This is a genomic window from Staphylococcus sp. HMSC063A07, from assembly GCF_001836955.1.
Lineage (GTDB): Bacteria > Bacillota > Bacilli > Staphylococcales > Staphylococcaceae > Staphylococcus > Staphylococcus lugdunensis.
The window spans coordinates 15,000-40,161 of record NZ_KV830911.1; the positions used below are offsets into that span (position 1 = coordinate 15,000).

General features: G+C 34.5%; 21 protein-coding genes and 1 other annotated feature. Of the genes, 16 read left to right on the top strand and 5 right to left on the bottom strand.

The window, feature by feature from the left end; all coding sequences use genetic code 11:
• Nucleotides 1-48 precede the first annotated feature (48 nt).
• The gene (locus HMPREF2597_RS02900; protein ID WP_002479115.1) at nt 49-840 is read left to right on the top strand and encodes a hypothetical protein; all 792 of its coding nucleotides are present in this window, start codon (nt 49-51) and stop codon (nt 838-840) included.
• A 263-nt stretch (nt 841-1,103) separates the two neighbouring features.
• On the opposite strand, the gene HMPREF2597_RS02905 is transcribed toward HMPREF2597_RS02900, so the two are convergent.
• Nucleotides 1,104-1,973 carry a LysR family transcriptional regulator gene (locus tag HMPREF2597_RS02905; RefSeq protein WP_070817146.1) on the bottom strand — a complete coding sequence of 290 codons (870 nt, stop codon included), beginning with the start codon at nt 1,971-1,973 and terminating at the stop codon, nt 1,104-1,106.
• Nucleotides 1,974-2,109: 136 nt separating this feature from the next.
• Between HMPREF2597_RS02905 and HMPREF2597_RS02910 the strand changes: the two genes are divergently transcribed.
• The 9 genes from HMPREF2597_RS02910 to HMPREF2597_RS02950 all read left to right on the top strand — a co-directional run bounded on the left by HMPREF2597_RS02910 (nt 2,110) and on the right by HMPREF2597_RS02950 (nt 11,777).
• Complete coding sequence (locus HMPREF2597_RS02910) at nt 2,110-3,147, top strand: ABC transporter ATP-binding protein (RefSeq protein ID WP_002479113.1); 1,038 nt, start codon at nt 2,110-2,112, stop codon at nt 3,145-3,147.
• A 4-nt stretch (nt 3,148-3,151) separates the two neighbouring features.
• Entirely contained in the window at nt 3,152-4,174 is a 1,023-nt protein-coding gene (locus HMPREF2597_RS02915; RefSeq protein WP_002479112.1) for an extracellular solute-binding protein, read from the top strand.
• A gap of 1 nt (nt 4,175) precedes the next feature.
• Nucleotides 4,176-5,834 carry an ABC transporter permease gene (locus tag HMPREF2597_RS02920; RefSeq protein ID WP_002479111.1) on the top strand — a complete coding sequence of 553 codons (1,659 nt, stop codon included), beginning with the start codon at nt 4,176-4,178 and terminating at the stop codon, nt 5,832-5,834.
• A gap of 41 nt (nt 5,835-5,875) precedes the next feature.
• Nucleotides 5,876-6,490: a metallophosphoesterase gene (locus HMPREF2597_RS02925; protein WP_002479110.1), complete on the top strand. Its 615-nt coding sequence runs from the start codon at nt 5,876-5,878 to the stop codon at nt 6,488-6,490.
• Between the two features lie 405 nt (nt 6,491-6,895).
• Nucleotides 6,896-7,657, top strand: coding sequence for an IclR family transcriptional regulator (locus tag HMPREF2597_RS02930; protein ID WP_225306517.1), 762 nt, complete (start codon nt 6,896-6,898; stop codon nt 7,655-7,657).
• Entirely contained in the window at nt 7,654-8,604 is a 951-nt protein-coding gene (locus tag HMPREF2597_RS02935; RefSeq protein WP_012990664.1) for a sugar kinase, read from the top strand. Before HMPREF2597_RS02930 ends, HMPREF2597_RS02935 begins: the two co-directional genes overlap by 4 nt.
• A 7-nt stretch (nt 8,605-8,611) precedes the next feature.
• The gene (locus tag HMPREF2597_RS02940) at nt 8,612-9,235 is read left to right on the top strand and encodes a bifunctional 4-hydroxy-2-oxoglutarate aldolase/2-dehydro-3-deoxy-phosphogluconate aldolase (RefSeq protein ID WP_002479107.1); all 624 of its coding nucleotides are present in this window, start codon (nt 8,612-8,614) and stop codon (nt 9,233-9,235) included.
• 12 nt (nt 9,236-9,247) lie between these two features.
• Nucleotides 9,248-10,393 carry a galactonate dehydratase gene (gene dgoD, locus HMPREF2597_RS02945; RefSeq protein ID WP_002479106.1) on the top strand — a complete coding sequence of 382 codons (1,146 nt, stop codon included), beginning with the start codon at nt 9,248-9,250 and terminating at the stop codon, nt 10,391-10,393.
• Between the two features lie 22 nt (nt 10,394-10,415).
• Nucleotides 10,416-11,777 (top strand): gluconate:H+ symporter, encoded by a 1,362-nt coding sequence (locus tag HMPREF2597_RS02950; protein ID WP_002460863.1) that lies wholly within the window; start codon nt 10,416-10,418, stop codon nt 11,775-11,777.
• Nucleotides 11,778-12,225: 448 nt separating this feature from the next.
• Here the strand turns inward: HMPREF2597_RS02950 and HMPREF2597_RS12845 are convergent, their stop codons facing one another.
• Both HMPREF2597_RS12845 and HMPREF2597_RS02960 read right to left on the bottom strand, forming a co-directional pair.
• Nucleotides 12,226-12,558 carry an NAD(P)H-dependent oxidoreductase gene (locus HMPREF2597_RS12845; protein WP_256323281.1) on the bottom strand — a complete coding sequence of 111 codons (333 nt, stop codon included), beginning with the start codon at nt 12,556-12,558 and terminating at the stop codon, nt 12,226-12,228.
• Nucleotides 12,551-12,964 (bottom strand): MerR family transcriptional regulator, encoded by a 414-nt coding sequence (locus tag HMPREF2597_RS02960; protein ID WP_070817147.1) that lies wholly within the window; start codon nt 12,962-12,964, stop codon nt 12,551-12,553. Before HMPREF2597_RS02960 ends, HMPREF2597_RS12845 begins: the two co-directional genes overlap by 8 nt.
• Nucleotides 12,965-13,269: 305 nt before the next feature.
• Nucleotides 13,270-13,484: a binding site (T-box leader), on the top strand.
• 50 nt (nt 13,485-13,534) lie between these two features.
• Here HMPREF2597_RS02960 and thrS point away from each other — a divergent pair.
• On the top strand, nt 13,535-15,451 hold the full coding sequence (gene thrS / locus HMPREF2597_RS02965) for a threonine--tRNA ligase (protein WP_070817148.1): 1,917 nt from the start codon (nt 13,535-13,537) through the stop codon (nt 15,449-15,451).
• 198 nt (nt 15,452-15,649) lie between these two features.
• On the opposite strand, the gene HMPREF2597_RS02970 is transcribed toward thrS, so the two are convergent.
• On the bottom strand, nt 15,650-17,152 hold the full coding sequence (locus tag HMPREF2597_RS02970) for an FAD-dependent monooxygenase (RefSeq protein WP_070817149.1): 1,503 nt from the start codon (nt 17,150-17,152) through the stop codon (nt 15,650-15,652).
• Nucleotides 17,153-17,464: 312 nt separating this feature from the next.
• On the opposite strand from HMPREF2597_RS02970, the gene brnQ reads away from it, so the two are divergent.
• Nucleotides 17,465-18,823 (top strand): branched-chain amino acid transport system II carrier protein, encoded by a 1,359-nt coding sequence (gene brnQ, locus HMPREF2597_RS02975; RefSeq protein ID WP_012990665.1) that lies wholly within the window; start codon nt 17,465-17,467, stop codon nt 18,821-18,823.
• 144 nt (nt 18,824-18,967) lie between these two features.
• On the opposite strand, the gene HMPREF2597_RS12810 is transcribed toward brnQ, so the two are convergent.
• Nucleotides 18,968-19,126 (bottom strand): hypothetical protein, encoded by a 159-nt coding sequence (locus HMPREF2597_RS12810; protein WP_002460855.1) that lies wholly within the window; start codon nt 19,124-19,126, stop codon nt 18,968-18,970.
• A gap of 313 nt (nt 19,127-19,439) precedes the next feature.
• Between HMPREF2597_RS12810 and HMPREF2597_RS02980 the strand changes: the two genes are divergently transcribed.
• The 4 genes from HMPREF2597_RS02980 (at nt 19,440) to HMPREF2597_RS02995 (ending at nt 25,159) form a co-directional block, all read left to right on the top strand.
• Nucleotides 19,440-20,168: a zinc ribbon domain-containing protein gene (locus tag HMPREF2597_RS02980; RefSeq protein ID WP_002479100.1), complete on the top strand. Its 729-nt coding sequence runs from the start codon at nt 19,440-19,442 to the stop codon at nt 20,166-20,168.
• A gap of 13 nt (nt 20,169-20,181) precedes the next feature.
• Nucleotides 20,182-22,794, top strand: coding sequence for an AAA family ATPase (locus HMPREF2597_RS02985; RefSeq protein WP_002479099.1), 2,613 nt, complete (start codon nt 20,182-20,184; stop codon nt 22,792-22,794).
• Nucleotides 22,795-22,870: 76 nt separating this feature from the next.
• On the top strand, nt 22,871-23,671 hold the full coding sequence (locus tag HMPREF2597_RS02990) for a Cof-type HAD-IIB family hydrolase (protein WP_002479098.1): 801 nt from the start codon (nt 22,871-22,873) through the stop codon (nt 23,669-23,671).
• Nucleotides 23,672-23,800: 129 nt separating this feature from the next.
• Nucleotides 23,801-25,159: an MFS transporter gene (locus tag HMPREF2597_RS02995; protein WP_002479097.1), complete on the top strand. Its 1,359-nt coding sequence runs from the start codon at nt 23,801-23,803 to the stop codon at nt 25,157-25,159.
• Nucleotides 25,160-25,162: the final 3 nt, after the last annotated feature.

Sequence of the window (25,162 nt, forward strand, 5' to 3'; positions counted from 1 at the left end):
CTGAGGTCATATTATTCTTCTATCATTAGTATTAAAGGAGGAATGTATATGAAATTGAAAGGTTTAAAAGTGGGTATAGCTACAACAGTATTATTGATGTGCAGCGGTATTACACATCACTATACATATGCTGCAGCAGATCAATATGAGGTAAAAGTATATGTCGATAGTGATAAAGTGGTCAAAGATAATCGTCATATTAAACATGATGTTTTAGAAGCACTGGGTTCTGAAGATAAAGATGAAGACTTTAACGTCGCTTTTCTGGATAACAAAGAACGTTCAAATTACAAAGATAAAGTCACATATAGACTGCGAAAAAGTGAAAAGGATAAAAAATATGCATTACAGTACAAAAAACGCTATCCAATCGTAAATAATCAAGTAGATCAAGCAATTAAACAAGCGAAAGCAGACGGTTACAATGGTGACGAGTTTGAAGTTGAGTATGGCGAGAATAGTCAAACACTAAGTGTAACAAAGGAAGCCAAAGCAGATACAGATTTAAAAGGGTTAGAAATGCCTAATGCAGCTCAAAGCTTAACATTATTTAAATCATTTGCCACGAGCCCATACAAAAATAAGCTTGCAGCAATCACACAACCAACATTAATTGGTCCAGTTCATTTCGAACGTCACAAAGGTACTATCAATAATCATGATATTAAAATTGAAAATTGGGATGTAAAAAATCAAAATATCGTTGAAATATCAACTAAAGTGAAAACAGAAGCAGAAGCCAAAAAAGCTCAAAAGGACATCGTTAATAAGCTCAATGATTTAGGTATACACGAGCAACGTGATCAACTTAAAACAAATCTGATATTTGATAATTACTAGACAGACAGTGAGGTCTAGTGCAAAATTACAGCAAAAAATCTTTTCTTCGAGCAGGATTTCCTCAATATCCTTATGATAGTAAGAGGTATGATTTGAATGTATGAAAACGGCAATATCTATTGATAGCGTATGTTGCGTTACGTGATCGATTTTATATATAAGACACCTCGTTCATTTAATTTAGTAGTGTTTATTAAATGAGACGATGGTGTCTTATTTTTCTAAACATGATGACTCGTTTTGATTTTTATCTAAAATGCATGTTAACTTTCGTACATTAATGATATAAAGTTCTGAATAATAGGTGTCATATATTGATCCTCACGATAAATTAATGAAATGTGTCTAGGAGCGGGTGCATGGGGAAGTGTTTTAGCGGTGATGTATGGATTGTTACTTAATGCGCGCTCACTAATTAGACTTAAATAATCTGCGTCTTTCAACATTTCTAAAATACTACTTACGCTATTGGCTTGCATACGTACTGGTAAATCCACAAAATTTTCTGTTTGCCATTCTTCAATACTTTGTCTAGTAGAACCCCCGCTATGTAATATAAACGGATACTGTGTAATATCGGTCAATGTTAAATGTTCTTGAGCTGCGAGTGGATGGTGGCAATCCATTGCGACCATTAAAGGGTTATCAGTAAAGCGCTTGACTTTGATATCGTCGTCATAAAAGCCTTTTTCTGAAATAACACCGATTTCTATTTCTCGATGACGTAGCTTTTCTATAATATTGGGTGCAGTATCAACTATCAAATCAATTTGAATATGCGGGTAAGCTTGAAGATAGTTTTTAAGTATATGCGGCAAAATGTGATAAACCAGTGCATGACTTGCGCCGATTTTTAAAGTGCCACGCTTAGACTGCCGGTAGTCTTCCAAAATATCTTCTGTTTCCTGCATTAAATACAATAGTTTATTACTGTTACGAAATAGTAATTCTCCAGCTTCAGTGAGTTTAAAATGCTTCCCCTTTTTATGATATAGCGGTGTGCCATAGCGTTGATTTAAATTTTTAAGGTGAAATGTGACAGTAGGTTGTGTAATATTCAGTTTTTCTGCGACCATATTTTCATTTTGATATTCCACAAAATGTTTAAAAATAAGCATTTGTTTTGTATTCATCGGTTAACACTCCAAAATATAAATTTTATCTATACATCTATATAGCTTACATATACTTTTTTGAGGAGACGTTAATATTATATTTAAACTTCGTTAACAATCTTTTCCTATAGTTATAAGTGAAAGAGGTGAGAAAGTGGTTTTAGAATTACGTGATATTACAAAGTCCTTTAATTCAAAACAAGTCATTCAAGGAATTGATTTGACTGTAAAACAGGGAACATTTTTGTCACTATTAGGAACATCTGGCTGTGGGAAAACGACGTTATTGCGATTGATAGCTGGCTTGGAAACACCGGATAATGGTGTGATTACTAATGATGACGATGTGTATTTCTCGTCACAGCAACACGCTTTTATGGCACCGGGAGATAGAGATTTAGGTATGGTTTTTCAAGATTTTGCGCTGTGGCCACATATGACAGTGTTTCAAAATGTAGCTTATCCACTAAAGGTAAAGAAAGATACCAATCAATTGAAAGAACGGGTTATGGCTGCTTTGGCAGAAGTGAAGTTAGCGGATCAACATGATAAAGCAATTCATCAATTATCTGGTGGTCAACAACAGCGGGTGTCATTGGCGCGAGCAATTATTTCACAATCGAAATTAATTTTGATGGATGAGCCCTTATCGGCATTAGATGCAGGGTTACGAGAAGACATGCAATTACTCATCAAGCGGCTGATTAAGACCTATGGTATGACAGCTATTTTTGTGACACATGATCAATATGAAGCTATGACGATGTCAGACGAAATTGCTGTGATGAGTGATGGCAAGATTATTCAGCAAGGCGCGCCCGAATCATTGTATTACAATCCACAAAGTAAAAAGGTTGCAACATTTATTGGCAAAGGAACCTATATTGAAGGGCAAGTTCAAACGCATATTTTTACTAATAAGCAGGGATTAGAGTTGCCAGTGAATGATGAGATAAAAGAAGGTACCTATGGTTTATTGATTCGACCTGAAAATATCCATGTACATGCTGAAGAACAAGAAAATCAAGCAATCATTAAGACAATGCATTTTACAGGAGAAAGATATCAATATACTGCACAACTCGCTAATGAAACTGTGATGTTTTATGATACGCAATTACATGATATTGAAGATACAGTGTATTTAACATTTGATATACCAAAAAACTACTTTATTCATTTGGGGGAATAAAAAAATGAAACAGTTAATCAAATATTTCGTTTTAACGATAGCGGCAGTCTTAGTACTTACGGCATGTCAAAATAAATCAGAAGACGGCAATAACAAGTCCGACTCAAGTTCTGGTAGTAAAGATAAATTGGTTCTTTATGCAGCTGGACCTGATGATTTAGTCAAAGATATGGTAAAAGAATTTGAAAAAGAAAGTGGCAAAAAAGTAGAAGTCTTTCAAGGGACGACGGGCGAAATTTTAGGTCGCTTAGAAGCAGAAAAAGATAATCCGAAAGCGGATGTCGTACAACTCGCATCATTACCTGCTGCACTTGATTATAAGAAAAAAGGCTTAATCGAACCTTACAAAGTTAAGAATCATAATAAATTGTATAAAGATTGGATTGATAGCAAAGGTTATTATTACGGTTTCAGCGGTAGCGCATTAGGCTTGTCATATAATACCAAAGCAGTAAAACAACCACCTAAAGATGTTAAGGATTTAACTAACGCTAAATATAAAAATAAAATTGCGATTCCAGATCCATCAGAATCAGGAACTGCTTTAGATTTATTATCTATAAAAGTGAATAACGAAGGGGATAAAGCTTGGGATGAATATAAAAAATTAAAAGACAATGGTATGAAACAAGCAGGTGCTAATAAACCAGCATTAGAATCAGTTATTAAAGGCGACAATGATGTTGTTTATGGTGGTGTCGATTACATGGTCTATAAAGCTAAAGCGAACGGTGAACCAGTAGATATTAAATATCCAGAATCAGGTACAGCAATTTCACCAAGACCTGCATTTATTTTAAAATCATCAAAACATAAAGAACTGGCCAAACAATACATGGATTATGTCACTGGTAAAAAAGGACAAAAGCAAGTGGATGACCATTATTTAATTCCAGCAGATAAAGCTGCAGAAAAGAAAAAAGGTAAAGCTAAACGTCAAGATATTAAAGAATATAAATATGATTGGGAAAATTTATCAGACAAAAGTGAAAAAGTATTAAAACAATTTACGGAATTGATGAGATAATATGCCACAAAACAAACTCATGTTAAGAACTAATCAAATATTAGCTAGTGTCGTGCTCTTTTTGCTTATCATCATGCCCTTATGTTTAATACTTTTTAAAGGATTTGTACCGTCTGAAGAAAATACTTTTGTAGGTAATATATCACAGTTATTTGAAAGCTATCACTTAAAAATATTATGGAATTCAATTGTTTTAGGTATTTCAGTATTGATTCTAAGTACAGTTATTGCCTTACCATTAAGTTTTATTATGACTAAAACGACGTTAGTAAAACATCAATGGTTAGATATGATGATTATGATTCCATTCATGGTGCCACCATATATTGGTGCTATGGGTTGGATGCTGACAATGCAGCGCAATGGTTTGCTTGAGCAAATTAGTCCTATCTTTGCACATATAACACCGTATTTCTTTAGCTTTTTTGGCATGGTACTTATTATGAGTTGCCATTTAACGCCATTTTTATATGTCATGCTAAAAAATGCTTTACTGACAATACATCAATCACAAGAAGAAGCGGCTGAAATATATGGCGGTTCGTTTATGTATCGTTTTAGAAAAATCATCGTACCACAATTTATCTCAGGTTACAGCATGGCGGCACTATTAGTATTTGTTAAAACAATTGGAGAGTTTGGAACACCAGTTACAATGGGGAATCGAATTGGCTTTCACGTACTTACTTCAGAAATTCATCACAGTGCGTCGATTTGGCCGATTGATTTTCAACGTGCGGCATTGTTATCGAGTTTGTTATTGGCCGTTAGCATGACCGTATGGGCATTCCAACAATGGGTTCAAACGCGTACTAATATTCAAGCTGATTCTGGTAAAGGTCATCAAGTAAAGATTCATAAAGCATCATCATGGAATATACTATGCTATGCGTTTGTTGTGGTTGAATTGTTTGTGACGATTGTCTTACCGTACGCGAGCATTTTTGTCAGTGCCTTTATGAAAAAGTTAGCTGCTGGCTTTCATTTTAGCAATTTTACAATTAATAATTTTATCAATGTATTGATGGGTAATGGTGGTATTGCACTGTTTAACAGTATCATGCTTGCAACGATAGCAGCGACATTGGCTACTGTCATTGGTTTATGGTGTGTCTTAATTACAAAACACAAAAGTATGCTAAGTCGATTAATTGATTTTACAAGTCTGCTTCCAAATACTGTGCCGGGTATTATTGTTGTGATTGGATTGATATTGTTTTGGAATAACCGATACAACATATTACCTATTTATAATACGATTGCTATTCTGGTGGTTGCTTACACTGTACTTTATATTCCATATGCCGTACAGAATATTAAAAATGTGGAAAGAACGTTAAGCCCTAATTTATATGAAGCAGCTGCAATTTCAGGTAGTCGTGGCTGGACATTATTTAGAACGATTACATTACCATTATTGAAACCGGGTATGATATCTGGCTGGATTTTAATATTCTGTATTTCTATGCGTGAATTAGTCGCTTCATTGATGCTACGACCACCGAATACGGATACTTCATCAACATTTATCTATCGCCAGTTTGAACAAGGTGACTCTGCGCAAGGTATGGCGATGGCATTGATGTCCATTGGTATTACATCAGTGATATTAATCGCGTTAGAGGTCTACCAACGAAAAAGCAGTGTCCAGCAGTCTTAGATGTGTAATGGACTCAGTACAAGAGGAGTTGATACAAGCGTATGCCGCAACGAATATTAGTTGCCTCAGATATTCATGGTCATGGAGATGCTTTAATCAAGCTACTAAGTGAGGCAGTATATAATGCAGAAACAGACCAACTCGTATTACTTGGAGACTATGTAAATAATGGTCCAGATTCGGTTGGAACATTACGGTTAGTTCAAAAATTAGTCAACAAAGGAGCTATAGCGCTTGTTGGAAATCATGAATTACGTTGGTTAGAAAGACAGGATAGCGAGGCACAGGCTTGGCATAAATTTTTGAGTGGACTGCCGTATATCAAAGTGTTAGATTCATACATTTTTGTGCATGCTGGTATCGATGTGCGGGTTCCCATAGATAAACAGCAGTGTGAACATGTAACTGCGCATCATTCAGTAGCATTAAATCAGCATCAAATCAAAGGCAAAACAATTATCCATGGCCATGTGCCAAATTATAAATTGGGTTATTCAAAAGAAGAAATCCATATTGAAAACGGCATGATAGATATTGATACAGGGGCAGGACATAATATGTATTTGACACTAGTAGATTTGACAAATGCGTGCAGCTATAGTGTTAATGTATCACACAAAGATGGTACGATTCGTAAACGACATCTAATGCTGTGATAGATACTGCAAAAAATAAGCGTTAAAATTGCTTCGACAAACCAAGCATCTGTAACATCATTTTTTAAGATCTAAACGCTATATTGGCAGTAGTTGACTGGATTGAAAGTACGCTGGATACCAAGCTTTTTCAATCCTGGTCAACCGTGCTGGGGCGGGACTACGAATTCATTATGAATTCTGTCCCGCTCCATTTCTTTATAAACAATTATATTTCAATTAATCACTGATATTGGGTATAACACTGTAAGAAATTTATGGAGTAATATGGACTGAGCTATAGTTATAATTCAATGTTTATTACATAAATTTCTGTTGACTATTTTACAATCATATGTTTATATTCCTGTGCCATCACATATATAAATTCATTTCACATATGTGAAATAGAAAGGTGGGATTTTTATAGTTAAGTCTGCACAACGTGTCTTTGATATTTTAAATTTATTACATCTTCAACAACACCCTTTGAGTGAAAAAGAAATTGGCCAGGCATTGCAGATTCCAGCAAGCAGCTTATTTAATTTATTGAAAACTATGGTTGAGGCAAACTATATACGCAAAGATTATCAGAATAAATATTTATTGGGATCTAAGCTTATTAGCTTAGGCAATCGTGCCCGTGAAGATCTGGATTTATATAACGAAAGTTTGTCTTATATTAAACACTTAAGTGATGAACTTAATGAAACTATATTTTTAGCTTATCCTCAAGGGTATGAGATGATTTATTTAACTAAAATCGACAGCCATCGCTCCATCAGAACCGCCGCACAACCAGGTGCTAATAAACCGATTTATACCACTGGACTAGGCAAAGCGTGCCTTTACATGTATGACAAGAAGTTACTTGATTGTTTTTTTCTTGATATAGAATTTGAACAAGTTACGCCATATACAGTGAAAAACTATGAAATGTTGAAAGTACAGTTAAGACGTTTTAAAGCGCAGGGTTATGCGATTGATGATGAAGAAAATGAACTCGGGTTGTACTGTATTGCTGCACCTATTTTAAATGATGCTGGTCATGTAATAGGTGCCATCAGTTGTGCTGGACCAAAGGAAAGAATTCAGCATAACGATTTGATTCCGCAAAAAATAAAACAAAATGCCTATTTTATTTCGCGCGCGATGGGTCTAACAAGAAATGGAGTGGATATAAATTGACAGTAATTTCTTATGGTGAAATTATGGGTGTGTTTTCTTCAAATCATGCACAACTTAAATATACTAACCAGTTAAATTTTTATATTGCTGGTGCTGAGGCTAACACGTTAATTGGATTGTCTCGCTTAGGAATTCATTCGAGTTTAATTTCTGCACTTGGTAATGATGCCGTGGGAGAAGCCATAAAGTATCAATTGAATGGTGAAGGGGTTGATACGCGATTTGTTCAAACTTTAAATCATTACTCAACCGGTTTAATGACTAAAGAACGTGGCATTGCGCAAGCTATTCGTGTGGATTATTTTCGCAAAAACAGTGCCATCAATTATTTGAATATTAATTCTTTTTTAAACGATATATTTGAAAGCGCTGACATACTTTATCTTACTGGTATTACGCCTGCACTTAGTAACCATACTTATCAAGAGACGCTTAAATTAATTAAAGTTGCGAAACAACATCATATGACTATTGTATTCGACCCTAATTTCCGAAAAAAATTATGGAATGAAAATGATTTAAAAGCCTTTTATCAAATCATAGAACCACATGTTGATGTGTTGTTAGCTGGCAAGAGTGAAGCAGATATTTTGTTTAATACACCATCAATGGAGCAGTTGATGAACCACATTGATCAGACAAATTTAAAGTTGCTTGTCATAAAAAATGGAGATCAAGGCGCCGTATTTATTAATCGGCATACACATATTCATGGACAAGCTTATAGTGTAAAAGATATTGACCCTGTAGGTGCTGGAGATGCCTTTGCTGCTGGGGTTATCTATAGTCTAAAAATGTATGGTTATGACCAATTAACAGTAATGTCTAAGTATGCTTTAGCGATGGGGGCTTTAGCAACTACATCGTATGGTGATTTTTATGGGCTGCCCACGTTATCAGAAGTAGAACAATTTATCGAACATCAACTCACTGATGTAGAAAGGTAGTGTAAACATGAATATAGAGTTAGTTAAGCAACATAAAATTATTTCTATTGTCCGAGGCTATGATACTGAAGATACTTTGAAAATTGTTGAAGCCTTAAAGCAAGCGGGCATTAAGCTTGTTGAAGTTACACTTAATTCTCCTAATGTATTTAACACATTACAAAAACTTAGCAAACAATATAAAGGTGACATTTATATAGGAGCTGGTACGGTGCTGACTGTTGAAAGTTGTCAAAAGGCAATCGATGCAGGTGCGCAATTTATTATCTCCCCAGACGTGAATACTGATGTTATTCAATGCACGAAAGAAAACCATGTGTTATCAATACCAGGTGCTTTCACACCGTCAGAAATTACCTTAGCTTTAAATCAAGGTGCAGATATTATAAAAGTATTTCCTGTTTCATCAATGGGACCATCTTATATTAAAGATATATTAGCACCACTCAATAATACGCAACTATTACCAACTGGTGGTGTTGATGCAACAAATATTAACGAATATATAAATGTAGGTGCTATTGGTGTGGGTGTTAGTAGCAGCATCGTCAAAACGAATTTAGCTATTGACAATGAAACTTTAACAACGATAAAACGAAATGCGCAAAAACTTATAAAGGCAATGAATTAGGAGGTTCTGACAATGAAAATTGTAAATTATGAGCTATATCAAGTTCCACCCAGATGGTTATTTTTGAAAATCATCACTGATGAAGGCCTTGAAGGTTGGGGAGAACCGGTGATTGAGGGTAAAGCTGCGACTGTTAAAGCGGCGGTTATTGAACTCATGGACACTCTTATAGGTGAAGATCCTTGTCAAATCGAAGGCTTATGGAATCAAATGTATCGTTCTTCTTTCTACAGAGGGGGTCCAATTCTCATGAGTGCAATCTCAGGTATTGATCAAGCTTTGTGGGATATTAAAGGTAAATATTTTAACGCGCCTATCCATCAACTGCTTGGGGGAAAAGCACGTGATAGTATTAAAGTTTACTCCTGGATTGGTGGCGATAGACCTTCAGATGTTGCGCGAGAAGCACAAAAAGTTGCTGATAAAGGCTTTAATGCTATAAAGATGAATGCAACAGAAGAGTTGCAATACATTGATGATTTTCAAAAAGTGGAAGACGTTGTTGCTCGTGTAGATGCGATTCGCAAAAAAATGGGCAATAATTTTGGAATTGGGATTGATTTTCACGGTAGAGTGCACAAACCTATGGCTAAATTACTTATTAAAGAGCTAGAACCATATCATCCACTTTTTATTGAAGAACCTGTATTACCAGAACATAATGAGATCTTAAAAGTTCTTGCAAACTACTCTGTTCCAATTGCTACTGGAGAACGCATGTTTTCCCGTTATGATTATAAAGATGCTCTAGCTTCTGGCTATATAGATATCATTCAACCAGATTTATCTCATGCTGGTGGCATTACAGAATGTAAAAAAATAATTTCCATGGCTGAAGCATATGATATTGCAGCTGCACCCCATTGTCCATTAGGACCAATTGCATTGGCTGCCTGTTTACAGGTTGATGCAACATGTCACAATGCAATTATTCAAGAACAAAGTTTAGGTATTCATTACAACAAAAGTAATGATTTATTGGATTATGTACAAGATCGCACGATTTTCGATTATCAAGACGGATTTGTCAATATTCCTCAAAAGCCAGGTTTAGGTATAGATATCGCTGAAGATTATGTCAAAGAGCGAGCGAAAATAGGACATAATTGGAAAAATCCTGTCTGGAAGCACCAAGATGGGTCTATCGCAGAATGGTAAGGAAAGATAGGAGGAACTTAAGATGAGCTTATTAGGCGTTACTTTAAGCGTTGTTGTTAGCGTAGCCTTTTTATTAGTTCTTATTATTGTATTCAAATTAAATACGTTTGTTTCACTCATTATCACATCTATTCTCGGAGGCATTTTATTAAGAATACCAATTCAAAATGTAATGGAAAGTATTGAAAAGGGGATAGGTAGCACGCTAGGACATATTGCACTCATATTCGGACTTGGTGCAATGCTAGGAAAGTTATTAGCAGATGGAGGCGGTGCCAATCGCATTGCCGAAACACTAATTAATAAGTTTGGTGAAAAGTATACACAGTGGGCCATTATCATAGCTTCTTTTATTGTGGGTATTGCGTTATTTCTTGAAGTAGGTTTAGTGCTATTAATTCCATTAGTTTTTACGATTGCTAAAAAGTTAAAGGTATCTCAAGTAAAAATAGGAATTCCTATGATGGCAGCACTTTCTGTCACTCATGGTTTTTTACCCCCTCATCCAGGGCCAACTGTGATTGCCAAAGAACTACATGCTAATATTGGAGAAGTGCTAATGTACGGTATGATTATTGCCATTCCTGTTGCTATCATTTCCGGACCTGTATTTTTAAAAGTCGCTGAAAAAATAGTGACCTCAGCGTTTTATCGTGAAGGAGATATCTCTGAGCTTGGTTCTCAAAAATCGTTTTCACAAGAAGAAATGCCCAGCTTTAGGTTAAGTGTTTTTACCGCATTATTGCCTGTTATTTTAATGTTAATTTCTACAATTTTACAATTAGTTACTGGTCATGACAGTGGTAAAGGAACAAACTTTATTGAAAACTTTATTTATTTTGTGGGAACAGCAGGCACTGCTATGGTCATTTCAGTGATCTTTGCTATTTATTCGATGGGATTACATAAAGGTAAGAAAATGCAAGAAACAATGCAATCCGTGACTAATTCAATTTATCCTATCGGCATGATGTTACTTATTATAGGTGGCGGCGGTGCCTTTAAACAAATCCTCATTGATGGTGGTGTAGGTGATACGATTAAAGCAGCTTTTTCAGGTACATCAATGTCGCCACTTTTATTTGCGTGGATAATAGCTGCTATCTTCAGAATCGCATTGGGTTCTGCTACCGTTGCTGGTATTTCAACAACAGCGATTGTCTTACCTTTAGTACAACAATCAGACGTTAATGTTGCGTTAGTTGTCTTAGCGATTGGTGCAGGTAGTTTAATCTTATCGCATGTTAATGATGCCGCCTTTTGGATGTTCAAAGAATATTTTGGATTAACGATAAAAGAAACATTTTTAACGTGGTCTCTACTTGAAACCATTCTCTCAGTATCCGGCATAATATTTATTCTTTTTATAAGCCTCTTTGTATAAATTGGACGTATCAAAAATTAAAAGATCAGTCGTCTATATTGAATATTGTAAAAAGACATAATGTGCTTGTTAAACACCTGAATTTTAGAGTTAGTCGTAACTAGGAAGGTTTGTTTTTTAAGAAACAAGTCTTTTAATTCTTCATCAATAGAGAATCAGCATTTTCAATATTAACGATTACGAAACAGAACAATTAATCGATGATAAACTATTATTACTTATTACGTATGAGTTGCTTTACTTTTTGAGCAATGTTTGCCATCGATGCAACGACTTTCTTGTTATCTGTGGCGCTTCTGTTAAGGTTATCAAGATGAAGAACGGATATATCATAAATACCCGATAAATTCAGTGGATACTTCATTACTTTGTAGCCTAAACGGCCTTTAAATCGATGCAAAATTTCAGGACCACCCTGGGTGTAAATAATAATTGCTTTTTTCCCTTTTCATAAGCCGTTTCTGAAGTACTGCTTGTTTTTAAAACTGAAAGCATGCTCTGGCCAAAACGTTTGATCAATAAAGCTCTTCAAAATAGGGGTAACGTTAAACCAATATAAAGGATATATAAAGATGAGCGTAGAAGATGCTTCAAGCTGATTTATCCATATTTGTTGTTGTGATGATAGTGGTGCATGATAGCCTGTCGTCAATAAAAAGTCAATATTGGATTGTTGTAAAAATATATCATAGCGCTGTTGCTTGGGAATTTGATGTAAAATGTGTTGGTAAAGTTCGTAGCAAGTTCCTGAGGTATTACCACCATAAATAATACTAATCATTCATTGACACCTCTTTGGCTAATTCTGCAAATATTTTATGCTGATTTTGTTCATATTGACCATCTTTAGATAATTGATGTAATGTTTTTATTTTCTGTAAAATAAGCTGTTGCTGCTTTAAGCGTTGTTCAATTTTAGTAATCAGATTTTCAATAAATTTATTGGATTGCTTATTACATGTGTCAGAAATAGGTTGGTCATAAAGTTGTATAATGTGATTGATATTTTGTAAATCAAGGTCTAAATCTTTTAAATCATTAATTAACTTCAATTTAAACATTGTATCTTCATCAAAAATACGATGGCCACTATCATTTCGCGGTACTGTAATTAAGCCTACTTTTTCGTAATATCTTATTTGCGATTTGCTCATATTTAAATGTGCTGCAACATCATTAATTGTCATAAGGCTCACCTCCACCGTTATCTTAGCATTAAAGATAACTTTAAGGTCAAGTTGATTTATATATTGGAAAAGTCTGTAACATCATTTTTTTAAGATCTAAACGCTATATTGACAGTAGTTGACTGGATTGAAAATACGCTAATACTAAGCTTTTTTCAATCCTAGTCAACCGTACTGGGGTGGGACTATGAATTCATTATGAATGTTGTCTTGCTTCCTAAGTCATTGTTTAAAATATGAATTTTCTTTTAAATATTCTGACATCAGATTGACTATCTTTATTAATAGGTATATGATGATAAAAAATCAATATTATTTAAAGGACACGAACTTTATGGACGATTTTCAGAGAGGGAATGGCAGCTGAAAGGTTCCTAAATCATAAATGAAGTTTACTACCTTGTATTATTTACATGGAAACATGTAACGTTTCATGTGCGTTAATACATGACTAGAGTGTCATCTTATTTAAGATGGAATTTTGGGTGGAACCACGGGTAATAATAGACTCGTCCCTTGTTTAGGGACGGGTTTTTTATTTATATATCAAATTTTTAAGGAGAGATTATCATGTCTAATCAACGAATCAATATTCAGTTCCCAGATGGAAGTCAAAAAGCGTATGAACAAGGCGTCTTAGCGCGCGATGTTGCTAAATCAATCAGTACGTCTTTATTTAAAGCGGCAGTCGTATGTCGTGTGAATGGAACGTTAGTTGATTTGACCTACCCGCTCCAAGAAGATTGTGAACTCACTTTCTATACATTAGAAGATGCTGAAGGTATAGAAGCGATGAGACATACTGCCGCCCATGTACTAGCACAAGCATTAACTCGATTATATCCTCAAGTCTTATTGACAATAGGACCAGTCATCGACAATGGATTCTACTATGACATAGACTTGGATGAATCAATCAGTGAAGTCGATTTAAATAAAATCGAAAAAGAAATGAAGAAAATTCAAAGTGAAAATTTAGACATTGTAAAAGAAAATGTCAGCTATGACGAAGCAAAAGCTTTATTCAAAGATAATCCGTATAAGTTAGAGATTATTGAGCAATATCAAGGTGAACAACTATCAGTATATGGCCAAGGTGAATTTTTAGATTTATGTGTTGGACCACACGTGCCAAATACAAAATTTGTGAAACATGTTAAGTTGACTAAAGTTTCCGGTGCTTATTGGAGAGGCGATAGTGATAACAAAATGCTTCAACGTATTTATGGTGTGGCTTTCCAATCACAAGCGCAGTTAGATGACTATTTTGAGTTTTTAAGAGAAGCAGAAGCACGCAATCATAGAAAATTAGGTAAACAGTTAAAATTATTTATGTTCTCTGAAGAAGCACCTGGCATGCCTTTCTATTTGTCAAATGGTCAATTTGTGCGTAATCAAATGGAGAATTTCCTGAGAGAAATTCAATTGAAAAATGATTATGATGAAGTGAGAACACCACTTATGATGAATCAAAAACTATGGGAAGAATCTGGACATTGGGATCACTATCATGAAAATATGTACTTCACAAAAGTAGATGAAAATGATTATGCTTTAAAACCAATGAATTGTCCGGGTCATATGTTAATTTTCAAAAATGAACTTAGATCTTATAAAGATTTACCATTAAGAATGGCAGAGTTTGGACAAGTACATCGCCATGAGTTTAGTGGGGCGTTAAATGGATTATTGCGTGTAAGAACATTTTGCCAAGATGATGCACATATCTTTATTATGAAATCTCAAATTAAATCAGAAGTAGAAGATATACTAAAATTAATTGATTATATTTATTCAGTGTTTGGCTTCACATATAGTATCGAGTTATCGACACGTCCAGAAGATTATTTAGGTGAATTAAAATTATGGAATGAAGCGGAACAATCTTTAGCCAATGTGCTTGATGAATTAGGGTTAAAATATACAATTAATGAAGGTGATGGTGCATTCTATGGCCCTAAAATTGATGTGCATATTAAAGATGCATTAAACCGAAGTCATCAATGTGCAACAGTTCAACTTGATTTCCAAATGCCAGAAAAATTTGATCTTACTTATATTAATGAACAAAATGAAAAAGAACGACCTGTTGTATTACACAGAGCGATATTCGGTTCTCTAGATCGCTTCTTTGGTATCTTAATTGAACACTTTAAAGGAGCGTTCCCACTTTGGATGGCACCTGTTCAAGTAAACATCATCGGTGTATCTGACAATAACACAGCCTATGTGAATAAAGTATTTGAAGCGTTACAAAATAATAATATTCGTGTGGTTATTGATGATAGAGATGAAAAATTAGGTAAAAAAATTAGAGAAAGCCAAATGAAAAAAATTCCATACACTTTAGTGCTTGGAGACCATGAACAAGAGAATAATGTTGTTTCAGCAAGAAAATATTCGCATGAAGATAATGAATTGATGGATATTCAAGCCTTTATTGCACAACTACAAGAAGAAGTAGAAAGTAAAGCACTACTTGTATAAGACATAAGTACTGTTGTGTTAAGTTTAAATTCTACTAACAATGAGATGCACTCCAAAAGTTAGACTGAAAATCTAACCTTGAGGAGTGCATTTTTGCGGATAAATATTTAATATTACGCTAATTTTAAGACACTACTGAAAAATATGTTATGTGTTAGCTTCAGCAATAGGTATCCTTATGTTTAAAGTACCTAATATTTAGGGTTTAATGTGATATTTTTCAATCATCTGTTTAAATGGTTCTACATCATATGAATTTGTAGCCACTGAAATATAGCCATCTGGTCGTACTAAAAATACAGCATCACGTTGAATGTCTTTTTGGGACATCTGTGTAACCCAAGGGATATGGTAAATCGGTAATTGTGAATCATATGCGAACTGTTTTAATTCTTGTGTTAATTTGCCATAAATATGGATTTGCCAAGTTCGAGATTTTAGAGGTTCGAAATTATCGATTGAATCAATATGAATCCATGGAAGACGATCGCCGCCAGCAATGTTCCCATAATTTCCTATACTTAAATCACTGTGTTTATAATGAATAGCTGTTTGAGATATCGTTTTATACAGCTTTTTCTTCAAAATATCCAAATGTAATAAAGTAGGGAAGATATAGGGAATAATCCAATTTTTTACGACTTGACTATTCGCCATAAATTTAAATCCTGTATCAGTAGTGTTCACTAATTTTTTTGCAAATTCAATGCGTTCAGGTTCATACGTATCTAAAATTGATTTATCAGCTTTTCCTTGGATGACGTTACTCAGCTTCCAAGCTAAGTTGAAGGCGTCGCTAATGCCTGTATTCATACCTTGACCACCAGCGGGACTATGAATATGTCCTGCATCACCACAAATAAAGGCATGATTTACTCTAAAATGTTCTGCTACTCTATGATGTGAGCGGTAAGATGAATACCAATTAATGTTTTTAATGTGTATAGGTAAGATATTTTCGGCAAATGGTATCAGTGGTTTAAATGATTCAGGCGGTTCACCATTGGTCTTTACCTCTTCGGGGATAATACCAATGAGGCGTAATTGTTCTGTTGTTCTAATAGGGAAACCAACACAGAAATGATTACCATGAAAGCCCATACTAGCACCATCTAATTGTGTGTTCGTTTCAACGTCCGCAACATAAAAGAGTTGTGTGTATGTTCCGCCAGGGAAACCGATATCAAGTCGTTTTCTTACGGTGCTACTGGCACCATCACAACCACAAATGTAATTGAATGTTTCAGTTACTTCTTCACCATTAGGTCGTTGAAATGTCGCACTTATAAATGTCTCGTTGTCATCAAATGATATAAGTTCATGTTCCCAACATACTTGTCCACCGACTTTTTCTAATTCTTCTACAAGAATTTGTTCATGAATATCTTGCGGTAAAGTTAATACATATGGATAAGGACTTACGCCTTTTCCTTTCTTTGCAATCGGTAATTTGCCAACAGGACGTTTATCTTTATATACATTAAAATGTTGAATTGGTATGCCTGCTTCAACAATCTTATCGTCGAAACCATATTGACGGTAGAATTCAAGTACACGTGACTGAACGACCATGGCTCTTGAAGCTGTACCGGGGCCTTTATTTTTATCAATCAGCTTATATGATATACCTTGAGCACTTAAAGCAATGGCTAATGCCAATCCACTAGGTCCAGCGCCTACAATTAAAACATCGTTTGACATGGCATTCTCTCCTTATTCGGATATTTTTATAATTATTCCCATAAGCACTATACATTAAGCATGATAGCAAGAATAAGGTGATGTTAACCGAGGTTAATGTCTTAGAAAAGGCATACATAGAAGTTAAAATTTAATGAAAGCTAAAATGTTGAAAAGGTCAATTCAGTGAGATTTTGATGCAATTTAGTAAGATTAAATTTACAATTTGAGAGAAAATACATCTTTTTTTAAAATTTATTGAATAATCTGAACAAATAGACAATAAAACCATGTATAATAACAAATATCACATAAATAGGAGACCCAAGAATTATGAAGAATCATACATTAACGTTAAAACAAAATATATTTATTGGTTCGATGTTGTTCGGTTTGTTCTTTGGTGCTGGAAACTTAATATTTCCAATCCATCTCGGTCAAACGGCAGGCGCAAATGTTTGGTTGGCCAATTTAGGTTTTTTAATTACAGCGATTGGTTTACCATTTTTAGGCATTATTGCAATAGGAGTATCAAAAACCAATGGTGTCTTTGAAATTGCTTCAAGAGTAAGTACAAGTTATGCATACATATTTACAATCGGGTTATATCTCGTTATAGGACCGTTCTTTGCTTTACCAAGATTAGCAACAACATCCTTTGAAATTGCTTTTTCTCCATTTATTTCACCAAGTACTGCAAAGATATTACTACCAATATTTAGTATTGTATTCTTTGTTTTAGCATGGCTGTTCGCTAGAAAACCATCTAAAATATTAGATTATATTGGTAAATTTTTAAATCCTATATTTTTAATATTATTAGGTATTGTCGTCATTTTGGCATTTATCCATCCAATGGGTAGCATCAATCATGCATCGATTAGTCCAAATTATAAGCATGGCACAGTGCTTAAAGGCTTTATTGATGGCTACAATACGTTAGATGCTTTAGCGTCATTGGCATTTGGTATTATTATCGTCTCAACTATTAAAAAATTAGGTATTTCAAACCCCAATACGATTGCTAAAGAAACCTTTAAATCTGGAACAATTAGTATTGTTGCAATGGGTGTTATATATACGTTATTAGCGGTGATGGGAACGATGAGTTTAGGCCATTTCAAAGTAAGTGAGAATGGTGGTATAGCATTGGCACAAATCGCTCAATACTATCTAGGTGATTACGGCATTATTATTTTATCGTTAATCATTATTGTTGCTTGTTTAAAAACGGCTATTGGCTTAATAACTGCATTCTCTGAGACATTTACAGAATTATTTCCTAAACAAAATTATTTAGCTATTGCTACGATAGTTAGCGTTCTAGCCTGCATCTTTGCGAATGTAGGATTAACGAAGATTATTATGTATTCAATACCAGTATTAATGTTTATTTATCCTTTAGCAATTACATTAATCTTATTGACATTAATCAGTCCACTATTTAATCATTCAACAACTGTTTATCGCTTTACGACATTCTTTACAATGATTGCTGCGTTAATTGATGGTATAAAGGCAAGTCCAGAATTCTTTGTAAACACAAGTTTCGCACAATGGTTAATTGCGCTAGGTGAGCATTACTTACCATTATTTGACATAGGCATGGGTTGGATGTTGCCGGCACTTATAGGCTTTATTATCGGACTCATCGTTTATAAAATTCGCTTACCAAGACAACCACAAACATAAGAAAAATTACTTAAAAACTTGTTGAATGACTGTGCATTGGCAGTGTTCAACAAGTTTTTTCAATCCTAGTCAACCTTGCTGGGGCGGGACTACGAATTCATAATGAATGCGATTCCGCTCCCTTGTAATAACGAAGCATTAATATTACTTATTATCTCTTTTATTGAAAATTATATATAGTAAAAATCCTAAAGCTAACCCTAAAAATGCGCCTGCTACAATTTCTTTAAATATTAATCCTAATCCTAAACCCAAAAACAAGCCACATGGAATAAAAAAGCTATTGTGATTATTTATTTTCATATTTTAAATAATACCTTCTTTATAATAATATACCATTATTAGAGTCGCTATTTTCTATCTTAGGATTAGATTTTATATTATTAGCGAATGTAATCACTTAATAATCATCTTTCACAGTTGCTCATTCATTGCCAATAATTGGTAAAAAGAATGCACTGCTTTTTTAAAATTTCAGTTAAATGTGAAGCATCATAATTTTTGCAATAAGGTACTGACAACGGCACAAAACTTTATTAAAATATTATATATATTCAAAAAACAAAAATTGTCTTGTTATTCATTTGACATAGACTTTATTCAGGGGTGAACTTTAATGAAGTGTAAGCAATGTGGGACAGAATTTAATCATTTCCAACAACACTGCCCGACGTGTGGTGAACCGATACAAGTTGATACAACATCAAATCAGCAACAAACTTCTAAGCAATCTCAGAAACGTGATATTAGAAGTCAGTTTGGCGCAGGTGCACAACAGCATAAAAAACGACCTGATCAGCAACAAGAAGCAAGCCATGACAGTGATGTAAAAGAGCAAGTTGGCGCATCATCAACTACAGATGAAGCGAATACACATTCAACAGAGTCTCAAGAGCAATTCGGTGCACATTCAGGTGATCATGCATCACACGTATCGAAGAACGATTTTGGTGCTTCTTCGACGGATTCAGTTTCAACAGGATTTTTGGATGTCGTTAAAAACATCTTTAAATTAGATGATACCGCGGCATGGGCTAAACGTATCATTATTTCAATTGCGTTTTTTGTGTTTTATGTATTTTTCATTCATATAACATATAATATGATAATATTTATCTTGAATGTGCTATTATTCCCATTTGTGATGTGTGTTGTTGATCACGTACTTAGTAAAGTATTTAAGAAATCAAGTTATGCATACGATATTCAACAACATGGTTTTGCCATAGCTACTGGAAAAGTTGCACTTAAATACATATTCTTATTATTTATATGGAACTTTTCGTGGATTCTTGGCATTCTTTCGTTTATTTATCTCTATTCATTGGCAAAAAAACTAGGTTAAGGGAGTCATAACAATGAAAAAACCAATACTTGTTGGCAAAGGGTTTCGTCGAATTAGTTTTGAAAAATTAGTACTAGAAACGCCCATCCCGGATGACAGCACAATTGTATTTGAGTCTTTAGGAGACCAAAAGCACTATTTCAATCAAGGTATGCAATTTCAAAATATGCGCTTTAAATTACGAGGTAACAGTTTACCTGAAGATACAGTGATTGATTCTTGGTTTTATATTGAGAACTGTAATGCTGTTATAGAGAATTTAACAATTGATAATTCACAGCCTAATGATCATGCGCTAAATATACATAATAGTCATGTGACAATAAATAATGTCATTTTAAAGGGGAAGCAAGCTATTGCACTATATATAGATCAAAACAGCAGTGTGTCTATTAATGAAGTGACGGTAGATACTCATGCTGAAGAGGAAATTAGTGGAATATTTGTAGATAATGGTTCACGTGCTCAAATTAATCAGTCTTTAATGAATGGATTAACAGCGAATCAAGATGCATATATTGAAGTCAACCATAGTCTATCGACTGAAACAGTATGTGCGCAGCAAGAAGGTAGAATCAACGCAAATGATTTATATATCGATAAGACAGAGGAAACCATAGACATCATGTTGTTCAGTCATGGACAAATGTATATTGATGGACTAACTATTGTTTCGGGAAGCTCTGAAGCATATTTAGAAGAAGGCTATCTATCGTTACAACATGTTAATACCGAAAATACTAATGGATTTCTTGTTAATATAGACAATTTTTCAGACGCTGAAGGAGAAGGCTTTGAAGTCATTAACAGAGATGAATATCAGCGCCAGTTAAATGATCAGGGAGCATATGCACAAAATATAGATGACAATATAGGACAAGAAAACGTTGATACTCAATTTGACGAATTCTATGAAGACGATACAGTAAATGAATCAGAGAATGATAGTTATGAAGATACTATGGATGCGTTTGATGAAGAAGCAATGCCTGAAGAAAAAGGTGCATTAGATGCGATACATGAGCTTATTGGCTTGGATGGTGTTAAAAAAGCAGTAGAAAAATTTATTAATATTTCTAAAATAAATAAAATCAAACAACAAAAAGGGTTGCAACCAAATATGCCAGCCATGCATTCGTTATTTATCGGGAATCCAGGTACCGGTAAAACAACGGTTGCGCGTTTGATGGCACAAGCATTATATGAAGAACAAGTCATTAAAGAAAACAATTTTGTTGAAGTTTCACGTCAAGATCTCGTATCAGAATATATTGGTAGAACTGCAACACAAACGTTGGAAGTGCTAGAAAGCGCTAAAAATGGTGTATTGTTTATTGATGAAGCATATACTTTGGTTAGCGAGGGAGATAAAGGATTTGGTCAAGAAGCAATAGATACAATTCTTAAATATATGGAAGATCATAGAGAAGAAATCATGATTATTTTTGCAGGCTATACCAATGAAATGATTACTTTTAAAAACTCTAATCCAGGTCTCGCCTCAAGAATACCTCACACATTTGATTTTGAAGACTACAAGTTACCTCAACTTGTACAAATTGGTGAAGCTGATTTAATAAATAAAGGTTATGTATTTGACGCTGATCACTATCAAAAAGCCTTGGCCAATGAATATCGACATAATTTTGATAATAGTAATGGACGCTGGGTTCGAAATTTCAATGAAAAATTAACGTCAGAACAAATACAACGTATTTCTGAAAGCGGAGAATATATAGATGATGAAGCACTAATGACTATTACAGATGAAGACTTTTCGATGTTTTCATCACAAGATGATGGTTCAGATGAAACGTTACATGATTTATTAGAAGAGTTACATCAGCTCATCGGCTTAGCTAACGTCAAACAACACGTAGATAAAATTATTAATGAAGTAAAATTCAATAAATTATTAGAAGAACAAGGCAAAGTTACGACGCATAGTAATTATCATATGATTTTTACTGGTGCTCCAGGTACCGGTAAAACGACTGTTGCTAGATTATTAGCACAAATATTTAAACATTTAGGTCTATTGTCAAAAGGTCATTTAATTGAAACAGAGCGCAGTAAGTTGATTGGTAATTATATCGGTCAAACGGAAAAGAATACAAAACAAGCAGTCGAACAGGCAATGGGCGGAGTATTATTTATCGATGAAGCTTATCAATTAACGCCAAAAGGTCAAAGTGACAATGACTTTGGTAGTCAGGCAATTGAAACATTGATTACGGAATTAGAAAATAATCGTGATAAGTTTATTGCTATCTTTGCCGGCTATAATGATGATATGCAGCGCTTTCTAGAATCGAATGAAGGCTTAAAGTCACGTGTTCCTTATCAATTACACTTTGAAGATTACAGTCCAGAAGAAGTGGCTGATATTGTTGTAATGACATTAATAAAAGAAGATTGGCAATTTGATGAAACCTTATTAAGAGAAATTGTAGAAGAACTATATGCGAATATTGAAGAATCACAAAAGTCCAATGGTCGTTGGGCACGTAATTTCGTTCAAGAACTATTAGTTAGACATAAAAACAAAGTAATCCAAACAGCTACACCTGATGCTGATTTAACAACAATTAGCAATGAAACAATTCTAGAAATGCAGGAAGTATAACGTATGCCTTCATCGAGATGAACAGCACATTTTGATGAAGGCTTTATTAATAAATAACACATGGGAGGACACACACATGTTTAAATTAGTTGTGACAGATATGGATGGCACGTTTTTAAATGCACAAGGTACGTTTAATAAAGCGCATTTTCAAGCATTACTAGCGCCAATGAAAGCCCGAGGTATCCGTTTTGCATTTTGTACTGGGAAGCAGGTGGAACGTGTAGAAGCAGTTGTGGGAGATTTGTCACAAGATTTATTTATTATTGGTGACAGTGCGACACGTATTCAGTTGAACGGGGAGAATATCTATACGAAAACATTAGATTCAGCAGTAGGTCAACAATTGATCAATAAAATTAAAAAGATAGATCCAGAGCTTACTATCATTGTTTGTACACCGGAAACGGCCTATGTAGAAAATAGCGTGAGAGACCAAGATAAGTCAATGGTCTTTGGTTCATATGAACAGGTCACTTTTGTGGATGACTTGGCTAATTTGACTGCACCAATATTAAAAATTACGATTTATGATCACAAAGCGCAATGTTTTAACCACGTCAATGATTTAGCAGAATTCCAAGATGACTTGTATATTGTAGCTGCAGAAGAAAGTTGGATTGATATTACTGATAAAGCTGTTGACAAAGGTACGACAATTCAATTTTTACAGAGTCTGCTTAATATTCCTGCCGATGAGACGATTGTCTTTGGCGATGGATATAATGATATGCCTTTATTTGAAAATGCAGCCTATAAAGTGGCGATGGATAATGCCTATCCAGAGCTAAAAGAAAAAGCAAACCTTATTGCACTTAATCATAATCAAGACGGTGTTGTTACAACATTAAACGTATTGTTAAAATTGGCACGATAATATATCGCTCATACAGTTGATTCTCAGTAGACACTTGTTCATCTTAACGGAATGTTAATGTTCAATTCATCTGGACTTAAAAATCGTTGCGTACGCTTAAATTAATCATAATTTAAGGGAATGATACATGTGGAAATTGTAAAGTCAAAAGAGGATTTATTTCGTATTATTGATCATGCAGATGAACAATATACATCCAAAATGTTATTATTTATGATTTTAGGAACGATTTTTCTAGATGCTTATGATATTACGATTCTAGGCACAATGACGGATCAACTTACGCAACAATTTCATTTATCTCCAACAATGTTATCCACGGTTATGACGTCTTTACCCATTGGTGCTTTGATTGGTGCTATTTTTGGTGGTGTCTTCGCACATCGATTTGGGCGCAAACGTATTTTATCGATATCGTTATTAGCGCTAGTAATCACTTCTTTAGGTGCAGCTTTATCTCCAAATTTAACAATCTTATTGCTTTGCCGTTTTCTAATGGGGATGGCAATTGGAATGGACAGCCCAGTTGCCTTTACCTTTATTGCAGAAATAAGTAATCGCGCGCAAAAAGGTCGTAACGTCAATTATTGGCAAGTCGTATGGTATGTTGCCATTGTTACGTCATCACTATGTGTGATTGCATTCTTCTTAATGGGTACAGGTAGTCATCTATGGCGTGTAGCAGTTGGATTTGGTGCTATTATAGCTTTAGTGCTTTATCTATTAAGGTTAAAATTCTTACATGAGAGTCCAACGTGGATGATTAACCACTACTCATTAGGTCAAGCAGCCGACTATATTCGTCAAAAGTATCATGTCGATATTCAATTAGCATCTAATCAGACGAATGACGTTAGCTCTCAAGAACGACAGCCATCAGCACGCGCATTGTTTCAACCTAAATATGGTAAAAGATTATTATTAGCAACAGCTATATCAACACTTCAAGGCATGCAATATTATGCCGTTGGTTTATATATTCCTATTATAGCTACGTACATTATTAGTAAAGAAAAATTAGGTGTTTTACTAGGTACGGCGATTGTTAATATTGCAGGTATTGTAGGAGCATACTTTGGTGCACAATTAACTTATCGCTTAGGCACACGTAAACTAACAATCATTGGTTTTGCATTAGTATTAATTGCGATGGTCATGACAGGTGTCTTCTATCATTTATTACCAATGATCTTAAATACATTTCTTATTGCTTTATTTTTATTCGGACATTCAGGTGGGCCAGGGACACAAGGGAAAACCATTGGCGCGTTATCATTTCCTACATATTTGCGGTCGCAAGCAACTGGATTTGTCGAAGCAGTCAGTCGTACGGGAAGTATTATTGGGACATTTATTTTCCCTATTATTCTAGCTGCAGTAGGCCTTACCAACACCATGTTAATCTTAAGTATCGTACCATTAGTTGGATTAATTATTACAAGCGCAATCAAATGGGAACCTGTAGGGAAAAATGTTGAAGTAGAATAGAAA